At 39.8% G+C, this 11,798-nt stretch carries 13 protein-coding genes, 1 pseudogene and 1 riboswitch; of the genes and pseudogenes, 12 read left to right on the top strand and 2 right to left on the bottom strand.

Features of this window, described 5'->3' with window-relative positions; translation table 11 throughout:
* Positions 1-22: 22 nt before the first annotated feature.
* The 3 genes from G9F48_RS16780 (at position 23) to G9F48_RS16770 (ending at position 2,540) form a co-directional block, all read left to right on the top strand.
* Entirely contained in the window at positions 23-208 is a 186-nt protein-coding gene (locus G9F48_RS16780) for a hypothetical protein (protein ID WP_165409832.1), read from the top strand.
* A 267-nt stretch (positions 209-475) separates the two neighbouring features.
* Entirely contained in the window at positions 476-796 is a 321-nt protein-coding gene (locus tag G9F48_RS16775; RefSeq protein ID WP_165409831.1) for a hypothetical protein, read from the top strand.
* Between the two features lie 397 nt (positions 797-1,193).
* On the top strand, positions 1,194-2,540 hold the full coding sequence (locus G9F48_RS16770) for an FAD-binding oxidoreductase (protein WP_165409830.1): 1,347 nt from the start codon (positions 1,194-1,196) through the stop codon (positions 2,538-2,540).
* 77 nt (positions 2,541-2,617) lie between these two features.
* Here the strand turns inward: G9F48_RS16770 and G9F48_RS19830 are convergent.
* Positions 2,618-2,917: pseudogene (locus tag G9F48_RS19830) on the bottom strand (VOC family protein).
* A 194-nt stretch (positions 2,918-3,111) separates the two neighbouring features.
* Here G9F48_RS19830 and G9F48_RS16760 point away from each other — a divergent pair.
* The 3 genes from G9F48_RS16760 to G9F48_RS16750 all read left to right on the top strand — a co-directional run bounded on the left by G9F48_RS16760 (position 3,112) and on the right by G9F48_RS16750 (position 6,034).
* The gene (locus tag G9F48_RS16760; RefSeq protein WP_165409828.1) at positions 3,112-4,053 is read left to right on the top strand and encodes a cation diffusion facilitator family transporter; all 942 of its coding nucleotides are present in this window, start codon (positions 3,112-3,114) and stop codon (positions 4,051-4,053) included.
* 62 nt (positions 4,054-4,115) lie between these two features.
* Positions 4,116-5,153 carry a flavin-containing monooxygenase gene (locus G9F48_RS16755; protein WP_165409827.1) on the top strand — a complete coding sequence of 346 codons (1,038 nt, stop codon included), beginning with the start codon at positions 4,116-4,118 and terminating at the stop codon, positions 5,151-5,153.
* A gap of 347 nt (positions 5,154-5,500) precedes the next feature.
* A complete protein-coding gene (locus G9F48_RS16750; RefSeq protein WP_070081417.1) occupies positions 5,501-6,034 on the top strand; it encodes a cupin domain-containing protein in 534 nt (177 codons plus the stop codon).
* 256 nt (positions 6,035-6,290) lie between these two features.
* Here G9F48_RS16750 and G9F48_RS16745 read toward each other — a convergent pair whose 3' ends face one another.
* The gene (locus G9F48_RS16745; RefSeq protein WP_238785822.1) at positions 6,291-6,818 is read right to left on the bottom strand and encodes a DinB family protein; all 528 of its coding nucleotides are present in this window, start codon (positions 6,816-6,818) and stop codon (positions 6,291-6,293) included.
* 244 nt (positions 6,819-7,062) lie between these two features.
* Here G9F48_RS16745 and G9F48_RS16740 point away from each other — a divergent pair, with 244 nt between their 5' ends.
* The 6 genes from G9F48_RS16740 to thiD all read left to right on the top strand — a co-directional run bounded on the left by G9F48_RS16740 (position 7,063) and on the right by thiD (position 11,791).
* Positions 7,063-7,863: a dihydrodipicolinate synthase family protein gene (locus tag G9F48_RS16740; protein WP_165409826.1), complete on the top strand. Its 801-nt coding sequence runs from the start codon at positions 7,063-7,065 to the stop codon at positions 7,861-7,863.
* Between the two features lie 192 nt (positions 7,864-8,055).
* Entirely contained in the window at positions 8,056-8,436 is a 381-nt protein-coding gene (locus G9F48_RS16735) for a hypothetical protein (protein WP_165409825.1), read from the top strand.
* A gap of 114 nt (positions 8,437-8,550) precedes the next feature.
* A riboswitch (TPP riboswitch) is annotated at positions 8,551-8,654 on the top strand.
* A 77-nt stretch (positions 8,655-8,731) separates the two neighbouring features.
* Positions 8,732-9,196: a hypothetical protein gene (locus tag G9F48_RS16730; RefSeq protein ID WP_014417011.1), complete on the top strand. Its 465-nt coding sequence runs from the start codon at positions 8,732-8,734 to the stop codon at positions 9,194-9,196.
* Positions 9,193-10,203, top strand: coding sequence for a thymidylate synthase (locus G9F48_RS16725; RefSeq protein WP_014417012.1), 1,011 nt, complete (start codon positions 9,193-9,195; stop codon positions 10,201-10,203). The genes G9F48_RS16730 and G9F48_RS16725 overlap by 4 nt, the downstream gene beginning before the upstream one ends.
* On the top strand, positions 10,200-10,958 hold the full coding sequence (locus tag G9F48_RS16720) for a class I SAM-dependent methyltransferase (RefSeq protein ID WP_014417013.1): 759 nt from the start codon (positions 10,200-10,202) through the stop codon (positions 10,956-10,958). Before G9F48_RS16725 ends, G9F48_RS16720 begins: the two co-directional genes overlap by 4 nt.
* Before the next feature lie 14 nt (positions 10,959-10,972).
* Positions 10,973-11,791, top strand: a complete 819-nt coding sequence (gene thiD, locus G9F48_RS16715; protein ID WP_156735881.1) for a bifunctional hydroxymethylpyrimidine kinase/phosphomethylpyrimidine kinase — start codon at positions 10,973-10,975, stop codon at positions 11,789-11,791.
* The last annotated feature ends 7 nt before the right edge of the window (positions 11,792-11,798 follow it).

Raw genomic sequence — 11,798 nt, 5'->3', positions numbered from 1 at the left:
CATTTTATAAGGAGTTTTCTAATTGCGTTGGAGTAAATGGTTCAATATTTTTTGCATAGCAGCATTGGGATCAATATATGGCTATAAATTGTTTAGTAACCAAGAAGTCAGTACGGCTCGTGTAATCATAGCTGCTGCAATTATCTTGTGGAACATTGTCGGACTTTTTAGCAAAGAACCAGTAAAACAAACACAGCAAGCAAACTAAAAGCCAAAAAACACTTTCCAATCGTTCAATAAAAAGTTGGTACAGAAGGATGCTGCAGCGCGCAGCATCCTTTTTCGTAGTCTCCCTTTTTACGCTGCTTATTATATACGTCAAAATCATTCAAGTTTCATCAAGCATCCAGAATCTGTTGTATCGATAAATGAAAATTCCCTAAAATGTGCCGGTTCATCATCATACCAGTCCAAGCTGCAGTTCTTTCTTTACATAGTATGTAGAGATTAAAAAACGAGAGAAGGAGTGGCGGTAATGTATTATAACGAAGGTGAAGATCAACAGTACGTTCCGAAGAAAAAGCCATACAATGAAGCCTCTGACCTTGGTCATGATTTTGATATGGCGGACGACGCAGCAAGAGCGGAAGCGGCAAGAGAAGCAGAAGCGAGAGCCAGAGCGGAAGAGGCAATAGCAAGAGCGGAAGAAGCAAGAGCCAGAGCGGCAGAAGCAGCAAAAGCAGCAGCAGAAGCAAAGGTAGAAGCGGCAAAATTAGCAGCCAAAGCGAAATGTAAAAAACGTCATAAGAAAGAGAAAAAACATGATTGCAAACGTAAGCACAAGAAGAAAAAATAAGAGCTTTTAATCATGTAAAAGATAAGATTCAATGTGTATTGATTTTATCCGTACAGGGGTGCAAAAACGATAAAGATAAAGATTCTTGTCGGGGGATCAAACAGAAAGATTGCTCAGCCGGTGTCTCAGCAGAACCACGCATGGCAGGGCAAACATAATGTTCTATGGACTTCCATAGTCAGGTCGGGATATCACGCCGATAAATGTAAGTGCCTATCATGACAAAAAGGCAGGAGAGACAAGAGTTTCGGCAGGTTGCCGCTCTTGTCTTTTTTGTTTTTTTCTCATCTTCGCGTATATGTATCTATTTTTAAGTTTGCAGAACACCTGTCTAAGAATTTGTCCAATTCCTGCATATACTGGTATCGGAATCAAATGCTTATTGGGAGTGAAATAGATGGGATCAGCACAGTTAACGGGACGTGTCATCTTCAAAGGGGACCCCGGCTATACACAGGCGGTTAAGAATTGGAACCCTTATGTTGATGTCTGTCCGCTTGTCTTTGTTTTTGCACAAAATTCATACGATGTAAGTAATGCTATTAAATGGGCTCGTGAGAAGAATGTGCCTTTGCGTGTCAGAAGCGGCCGCCATGCTCTGGATAAAAATCTTTCCACGGTAAGTGATGGGATTGTTATTGATGTGAGTGACATGAATAACGTTTTCTTAGATGAAAAAAACGCGATAGCCACCGTTCAAACCGGCATTCACGTCGGCCCGCTTGTAAAAGGTTTAGCTCGGGAAGGTTTTATGGCCCCGTTCGGAGACAGTCCAACCGTCGGAATCGGAGGAATCACGATGGGAGGCGGATTTGGAGTGCTTTCACGATCGATCGGCCTGATAAGTGATAACCTTCTCGCACTGAAAATGGTAGATGCCAAAGGCAGGATCATTCAAGCAAATCATTCCCGCAATGAAGATTTACTGTGGGCTTCCAGAGGCGGCGGGGGAGGCAATTTCGGATATAACACCCAATATACATTCAAAGTTCACCGTGCGCCTAAAACCGCAACCGTCTTTAATATCATTTGGCCGTGGGAACAGTTAGAAACGGTATTTAAAGCGTGGCAAAAATGGGCGCCGTTTACAGACGAACGATTAGGATGCTACCTTGAGATTTACAGCAAAGTAAATGGTTTGTGCCATGCGGAAGGATTGTTCCTCGGTTCAAAACCGGAGCTGATTCAATTATTAAAACCTTTATTAAATGCCGGAACGCCGGCACAAACAGTAATCAAAACACTATACTATCCGGATTGTATAGATTTCTTAGATCCTGACGAACCGATTCCCGGCAGATCTGATCAGAGTGTTAAATTCTCCTCGGCGTGGGCGCTCAATCTTTGGCCGGAAGAACCTATTGCAGTAATGAGACAATTTTTAGAAAAAGCGACTGGGACAGAAACCAATTTCTTTTTTATCAATTGGGGCGGCGCGATAAGCAGAGTTCCAAGCAGTGAAACAGCCTTCTATTGGCGCCGTCCATTATTTTATACGGAATGGACGGCCAGTTGGAAAAATAAATCACAAGAAGCTTCGAATCTTGCATCAGTTGAAAGAGTGCGTCAGCTGATGAAACCATATGTAACAGGTTCTTATGTCAATGTTCCGGATCAAAATATCGAGAACTTCGGAAAAGCATATTATGGCTCAAACTTTGCAAGGCTTCAAAGAATAAAGGCGAAATACGATCCCGAAAATGTATTCCGTTTTCCGCAAAGCATCCCGCCATCGTATAAATAGGTTGATCGTTGTGGGAAACAAATTAAAAAACACACCAGAACATTCAGGTGTGTTTTTATTGTTGCTATAAAATTTGGTTATTCACTTGCATCCCAGTGCGGATTCCAAACGATTTCCCATAAGTGCCCGTCGGGGTCTTGGAAGTGAACGGCGTATCCGCCACAAAAAGTATCATGAGCGGGATCAGTTATCGTAACGTTTGATTCATGTGCGATGTCTTTGCGGTCCCAAAGGGCAAGTTTCCGTCACGTTTGCAAGTCGTTCAAATCTGTACCGGCTGTTCCTTCTGTAGGCAGACCCAAGCCATCGCGATAGAAGTGCAGCGATTTTTCTAAATTGTCTGCGCCTAAAGTAATTGCTGTAATCCGCGGCTTCATAGCAATGCAACCTCCCAAGCTAAGCTAATGATAAGAAACATTTTCATTGAAAATATTTTGACATTTCAGTAAAGAACCTATATATTCATATATGAGCACATAATCATATAAGGTTATTTTTGTGTCCGTGTTAGAATGCTTCATAGCAGAAAAGAAATAATAAATACAGTGTATGAGATAAGGAGGAGATTTTTATGGGTCACAATCACAATCACGCTGGCGGATCCAATAAGAAGGTTTTATTGATCTCTTTTATCATGATTACAGGTTATATGATAATAGAAGCGATAGGCGGATTTTTAACCAATAGTTTAGCGCTTTTGTCAGATGCAGGCCATATGCTGAGTGATTCAATCTCATTAATGGTTGCTCTGATTGCTTTTAAATTGGCCGAAAAAAAGGCAAGTCATCATAAGACATTCGGCTACAAACGATTTGAAATTCTTGCAGCTGTGATAAACGGTGTTGCATTAATATTGATTTCCCTTTATATCATTTATGAAGCAATCAAACGTTTCTCTCATCCGCCGGAGGTAGCAACAACCGGCATGCTGACGATAAGTATCATCGGGTTAGCTGTGAATATATTGGTCGCTTGGATTATGCTGAACGGCGGAGATACAAAGAATAACCTGAACATTAGAGGAGCTTACTTACATGTGATAAGTGACATGCTCGGATCTGTAGGTGCCATACTGGCTGCGATCCTTATCATCTTCTTCGGGTGGAGCTGGGCAGATCCAGTGGCCAGTGTCATTGTGGCTATTCTTGTTCTGAAAAGCGGTTACCATGTGACGAAAGACTCCATTCACGTATTAATGGAAGGAACTCCGGAAAATATCAATGTCACTGACATCATTCATACAATTGAAGAGACAGAAGGAATTCAAAGCATTCATGATTTGCACATATGGTCTATTACAAGCGGATTGAATGCTCTTTCCTGCCACGCTGTTGTTAACGATCAGCTGACCATTTCTGAAAGTGAAAGTATTTTACGCAAAATTGAACATGAACTTGGTGATAAAGGCATTACACATGTAACCATTCAAATGGAAACAGCTGCGCATAATCACGACAATACGATTCTTTGTCAGGCCCAAACTGAGAATCCGCGTGACCATCATCATCATTAAAGGAGGAGATAGGACTCACTTTGTCTGCTGACAATTAAGATAAAACCGGAGGGGGGATTCATATGTACGACACGATAGTAATCGGAGCCGGTCAGGCAGGAATCTCAGTAGGATATTATCTAAAGAAGTCGGAACAAAAGTTTATCATTTTGGATAAAAGTCATGAAGTGGGGGAAAGCTGGAAAAACCGGTATGACTCATTGGTTTTATTTACTTCTCGAATGTACAGCTCTTTGCCGGGAATGCAGCTTGAAGGAGACAAGCATGGACTCCCTTCAAAAAATGAAATTGCTGCTTATCTGAAAAAATATGTTGAAAGATTTGAAATCCCGATCCAATTACGGACAGAAGTAATAAGTGTCCAAAAATTAAACAACTATTTCTTAATAAAAACAAACCGGGAAGAATATCAAACGAAGAATCTTGTGATGGCCGCAGGTCCTTTTCATGCCCCTAACATTCCATCAATATCAAAGGATCTAGCCGGTCATATTCATCAATTACATTCTTCACAATATAAACATTCAAAACAACTGGCGCCTGGGAATGTACTGGTAGTCGGCGGCGGGAATAGCGGGGCTCAGATAGCTGTTGAATTATCCAAAGAAAGAGTTACATATTTGGCTTGCAGTAGTAAACCGGTTTATTTTCCTTTATGGATTGGAAAAAGAAGCATTTTTTGGTGGTTTGATAAATTAGGAGTTTTACATGCAAGTCATACATCAATATTAGGCAAGTTCATTAAAAAGAAAGGCGACCCCATATTTGGGTATGAATTAAAACATGCAATAAGACAGAAGAAGATCATCTTAAAACAAAGAGTCATAGCCGGAAAGCAAAATGAAATCATTTTTAAAGACTCATCTTCAATAGAAGTAAACAATGTTATTTGGGCAACTGGTTTTAAGAATCCGCTTTGGTGGATGAAAATAGAAGGTGTTTTGGATAAGGAAGGCCGAATTATACATCACCGGGGTGTTTCAGCTGCGGAGGGATTGTACTTTATTGGTTTGCCTTGGCAGCATAGGCGAGGTTCAGCGCTGCTTCAAGGTGTAGGAAATGATGCTGAATACATTGTAAAACAAATGAACGGTGGATAGACTGAGGAGAGCAGTAACTTACGGGTTTACTGCTCTTTTTTGTGTTGAATAAGTCCATTTATGTGACTGTGGCTGTTTTAATCGGCTTGTGGAACAGAAAACACAATATCTCTTGGTTGTCGGACTGGTGAGTGCATACCCCGGGCAGATTTAAGTTTCTCGGCTGCAACAGTGTTACCAAGAGTTACAGGCCTTTGGTATTTTTTATGCAAACGGGTTTTGTGGCCAAAACGATTCTGCTAACTTCAGTCTTTTAGGCTGAACAAGAGAATTCCTTAGTGTGGCACACTCTCATTACAAAACGCATAGGATAATATCACAAAAATTTAAAATTGCGGGGATGAAAAATGTATTATATACCTTTTTCGCATCAATGTTATTATTGTGTGAACGTACCGATGTATAGCGATGGAAGATCTGTTTATTGGACTGTTCCAAATAACTATGATCCTTCATACGAAGATAGAAACCTTCTCTTGAAAGATTATGGACCAAAACCATTTGTCGTGAATATCAATAAAGCCGCAAAACAAAACAATACGTTCCGTACGGCCCTATGGACAGGAAAGCATTTTCAAATTACTTTGATGAGTCTTGGTATTGGAGAAGATATCGGTTTGGAGATCCATCCTAACGTAGATCAATTCTTACGGATTGAGCAAGGCCGAGGGCTAGTTAAAATGGGCAAGAGTAAAGATCATTTAAGTTTCCGAAGAAATGTCTATGATGATTATGCCATTGTTGTCCCTGCCGGCACGTGGCACAATGTGATTAATACGGGTAATACGCCGTTAAAACTGTATTCAATTTATGCTCCTCCCAACCATCCGTTTGGTACGGTTCATGTGACAAAGGCCGATGCAGCGGCTGCGGAAGATTAGTATAGGATTTCAGAGGACTTTGCTGCTGCAAAGACTATAAAAAAATCGTATTGGGACAGCATGATCAAATATAGCGATTGAATGGCTGAAACACAAAATATTAACGTTTCAGCTTGTCATAGTGCAGTTGATGCGATGCTTTATTCCACAACTACTCAACAGCAAATGTGGTTTTTTGTCTGACCATTTTAATTGATTGGCAGTCAGTGAAAATGAGTTTGTAATAAATTTATCCTTGCTCCTCCTATAAGCGGCTTTAACAGCCAGGTTTCTGTTTCTCTTCAAACCATTTGCGAAGCTGATTAATATGAGCTTGATGATATCTATTATGGTCTGCCATATGCCATATTCCCCATTGAATGGTTGCTTGTTTATCTGCTTCATAATCTACTGTGTGATTCAGCTGATCGTCAGTTAGCTGATAACAAACAGACTTAAACATGCTGAATACTTCTTCATAATCAGTGAGAATTTGTTTTAATGAAACACCGGAAATGAAAGGGATCTTATTGTTCTGATCTAACATTGGTCCATACTTCTCTTCAAGCTGCTTTGGTATCGGTTCACCCTTTATTCTGAATATCCAGTTGAGATCAACATATGCTAAGTGTCTTATTAGCTGAGCTGTACTATTGTATGTTTGATTTGGTCCTTTATAATCGATCTCCTGCTGTGACATGTCTGACACAATGGATATTAAGCGGCAGTAATTTTCATTAACGGCAGAATACAGCATTCCCACAAGATGATCCATGTGCGGTTCACCTTTTAAATCTAAAATCATTAACCCCACCTCAGCATAATTTTTATATTCAGTTTGCCTTATTACTCATATTTGTCAAGCCATCCAGGGAATGGGCCGCTGTAAGACGAAGCTATGAAGCAGGCTCTCTTTGCCTGCTTTTTTTTGTGTGTCGGCCTTTACATCTGACATGTTGAGTTATCTGAAACTGTACCTTTTTAAATGTCAGACAGTGTTATATGATACTCTGCAGATATTCAAGAATATGTACTTGGAGGACATTCTCATGCGAAATTTTAATGTTGCTATCCCTACGCCTTTTCATGAAGATGAAAGTTTATATTTAGAAGGATTTGATGCTATTGTCGAACATTTGAAAAACAGCGGTATCCATTCGTTACTCATATGCGGCACGACTGGTGAACAGCATTCACTCAGCATAGATGAGCGTCTTCAGATCATTGAGTATGTTAATCAGCGAAAATTTGAAGATGTTGAACTGATGTTCGGTGTTTCAGCCGTAAGAACCAGTGATGCCGTCAAACTGATGAAACACATCGAGAAAACCAATATTGATTCTGTATTGATTGGTTTTCCTCCTTATATAAGACCGACACAGCAGCAAGCCGTTTATTACGTTGACGAACTTCTCAGTCATACCTCTAAAGAGGCTGTGCTTTATAATAACCCCGGCCGGACCGGTTTTAATCTGAGTGAGAAAGCGCTTAAAGACTTAATAAGCCGGCATCCCGGGATAAGGGGGCTGAAAGAAGGAGGAGACGTTCTGCGTCATAAACAAACAGAGTTCCCTGATCACTTTATTTTGTTTGCGGCAGGAGACGTTGAATTTCCGAAGATGCTGAGTAACGGGTGTAACGGCCTGTCAAGCATGGCCGGAAATGTCTATCCTGAAGAAATCAGAGAAAGCTTCAGCAGCTTATCAGAAAATAAACCGGTCAATCTGGATCGAATAAACGATCTGATTGATGAAGTGACAAATCTTCATACTGTCATGAATATAAAAAATCACTATAAGAAGATTGGGATTCCAGCAGGCAGCTGCCGGTCACCTATGATATCAAGTTAAGCGAAGTGTATTTTTGATCATAGGCATAATCAAAAGGAATGTATTCCGGCGGTGATACGGCTTCACGGAAGAAAATGACACGCTTTATTATGATTCATTCATCAATTGACTTCATATTATTTCATTTGATAACATAAAATGGTTATTGTCATTAAAAAAGGATACCCGTTTTTATAAGAAGGAGTCATAACGTTGCTGAAAAGGTTTTTTCTTGTTTTTCTTACGCTGATGATGTCTATATTTGCTGTATTCGCGGCTGCTGAAGAGTCTCCCGGCGATCATGTCATTTCTTTTGACGAGTCTATGATTTTATTGATCTCACTCGGAATCATTTTATGTTTGTTCATTCCGCCATTCGTCATGTCCTTTTTTAGCAGCTTGGTTGTAAGAATCATATCCGGAGTCTATCAATGTTTTATCGTTCTCACGTTTGCGGGCCTCATTCCGATTGGATTTCTGATTCCCAATGGCTTTTTGACAATTCTTGCTGCCGTTCTGGGGACTTTGGTCAGTTCAGCGAGTGTTGCCGTGACCTTATTCGTTGGCAGGAAAAAAGAGGCCGGAAGGTTTTAAAACTAGTGGTTAAGCTGCAAGGAAGGGAAATCCCAGAGATATCCGCAGCGCTTTTTGCCGGTCATTGTTTGACTATTTATATGGAATAGCATAGAATTAAAGTAAATATTTATAAAAAGTCACTGGGGGAGCTTTAATAGCTGAGAAGAGACAATACGTCCTGACCCTTTGAACCTGATTTGGTTAATACCAGCGTAGGGAAGTGAAAAATTAGAGAGATTCTTTATCTTATCTATATTTAAGCCACTTTCCATAGAGGAAAGTGGCTTTATTTATTTTGAAAGGGTGATATGAAGTGGCGACTAAAAAAGTTTTTCTGGCAGGGCCTTTTAAAAGTTTAGTAGATGAGAAAACTGGATTGATGAGTACGTATGAGAGGGGAAAGCTGGAATCATTAATTTCCTTTTTTGAGAATGAAGGATGGCTGGTTCATAATGCTCACAAGCGGGAAGGGTGGGGGAAAGATTTCATGACACCCCTTCAATGCACTAAAATTGATTTTGATGAAATAAGCACTTGCGACCTTTTTGCAGCATTCCCCGGATCACCCGCTTCTCCCGGAACACATATAGAAATTGGATGGGCTTCCGCCTTGAAAAAAAAGATCGTGCTATTTCTAGAAAAGGACAAGGATTATGCTTTCTTAATTCAAGGGTTAAATGCAGTGGCGGATGTTGAGTACATCAGCTATAAAGATACAGATGATTTATTAGAGAACATTAAAAATATCTTTGCAGCATATAAGGCGGAATCTCAATGAGAAAGAGAACTTTTCATGAAGCATATACGGAAACGCTGTATGACATCTATCACAACCCTGAATTTTTCAATTCACCGCGCGGACAAAAAAGCAGAGAACAATTGAACTACCATCTGACTCTGGAAAATCCAATAGAACGTGTCACTTATTTATCCTCAAGAAAAACCAATATCGTGTTTAATTTTGCTGAAGTGTTATGGTATTTATCGGGGAGTAACGACTTAGATTTTATCAGTTATTACAATAAAAAAATGCCTTCATATTCAATGAATAAAAAAACATTAACAGGCACTGCGTACGGGCCTAAAATATTTGAATTCGGAAATGCAAAACTAAATCAATGGAATCGAATAAAAAATCTTTTGACACAAGAAGATATTGATTCAAAAAGGGCATTTATTCAAATATTCGATGCTTCGGAACTCTTCGTTTCAGAAAATATAGATGTTTCCTGCACAATCGGTTTGCAGTTTTTTGTGAGGGAAGGCGAATTATACATGTCTTCTGTCATGCGTGCAAATGATGCTTTTCGCGGGATGATCAGTGATCTTTTCTCATTTACCTTCATGCAGGAATTAATGGCCAGAGAACTGCGTTTAGAAGTCGGAGAATATTTTCATAATGCGGGATCAATCCATATTTATGATTCAGATCATGAATGGGCGAAAACGGTGCTTGAAGAAGCTGAAAATCACCATGATATTCCGGAATTTGAATTTCCGAAAATGCCTGAGGGAAATAACTGGCCGTCCATTGAAACAGTCTTAAAGTATGAAGAATTACTTAGGAAAGATCACATTTCTATGACTAAAAACGATATTGAAATGCTCGATTTACCTGATTACTGGAAACAGATTCTTTTCCTTTTCAGTATATACCAGCATATTGCATATAAACGGGATATGGATCATTCTCTATTTCAAAGTTTACTTCCTATATATCAATTTTTCGTCAGGAATAAGTGGTTTCATTATTTCTCAATTGAGCAAAAGGAGGAAATTCAATGAAAACTTCATGGAAAGAAGACAGTGTTGCTGGTAAATTCGATGCTTATAATGACGTTTTAGAACAAACGTTAGGTTTTGAGTTTGTTTTTCGTACTTTTGATAAAGCGGAGATTAAAAAGGTGCTCGATTTCGGATGCGGTCCGGGAAAGGTAGCTTACAGGCTGGCTGACAGAATAGGCTGCAATGTGATCGCAGTCGATGAATCAAGGAAGATGTTAGATATAGCAAAGGCAAAAAGACAACATCCTCATGTGGACTATCATTTAATTGAACACGATAATCTTTCCTTCTTACCAGATCACTCGGTTGATGCTGCAATGGCCTGTTATGTTTTTATTAATACGGATAGTGACCAGCGTATCAAAGGTATCATAAATGAAATTTTTCGTGTGTTAAAACCAGGAGCTTCATTTGTCATACTCGATACGAATCCTGATTCAACCGGAATTGAATTTTCAACCTTCCGCAATGGAATACCGGGGAAAGAATATTCTTACGGAGAAGAAAGAAATGAATGGCTCCATGTTCCGGGACAAGCAGATTTAATTTTAAATGATTTTCATTGGCCGAAGTCAATGTATTATAAACTATTAACTCATGCAGGTTTTGAAAATGTAACTTTATCAGAACCAACGTTAAACGATATTGACCAAGAGCATGTAAAAGCCATAGAGAAAGAGTTTCAATTTAATAATTGGAAATGTGAAAAGGAGTATCCGCCTTTTGTCATTTTTAAAGCAGTGAAACCTGCCTGAAGGAGGAGTGTAAGTTGACGGATATTTATAAAGCGCTTTCGATTGCTGGGACTGATCCTTCCGGAGGGGCGGGAATTCATGCGGATTTAAAAACATTTCAGGAACAAAAGGTATATGGAATGGCTGTTATTACATCAGTTGTTGCACAAAACACACTTGGTGTGAAAAGTTTTGAGGAGATGTCTCTACAGAATATATCTCAGCAAATAGACTGTGTCATGGATGATATAAAACCGGATGCTGTCAAAACCGGTATGCTTGCAAGTATAGGAATTATTGAATTGCTGGCAGAAAAGTTAAAAGACGCAAATATTCAATCGTATGTGATGGATCCGGTTATGATTGCTAAAAGCGGACATCATCTGCTCCATAAGGACGCCATTGATCATTTGAAGAAATTATTAATACCCCAAACAACTGTTATTACACCGAACATTCCGGAAGCGGAAGTAATCATCGGCAAATCAATCGAGACTGTACAGCAGATGCGTGATGCGGCGAAAGAAATAGTGGAGGTATACGGGGCAAAAAGTGCTGTCGTAAAAGGGGGGCACCTGAACGGAGAAGCCCGTGATATTTTGTACTTTGACGAGGACTTCGAGGACTTTGTTTCTCCCCGCTTTGATACAAAGCATACTCATGGAACAGGATGTACATTTTCAGCTGTGATAACTGCAGAGCTGGCAAAGCAGCACAGCATACCGGAATCAGTGGCAACTGGAAAGGAATTCATTTCAGCAGCCATTAAACATCCCTTAGGAATCGGGAAAGGACAAGGCCCTACAAATCATTTTGCGTATCGCTCAACTATTAACCAAGAGACAACCGCTTAAGGAGTGT

Source organism: Bacillus sp. EKM420B, from assembly GCF_011065565.1.
Lineage (GTDB): Bacteria > Bacillota > Bacilli > Bacillales > Bacillaceae > Bacillus > Bacillus velezensis.
This window is presented reverse-complemented; position numbering and strand designations above follow the sequence as displayed.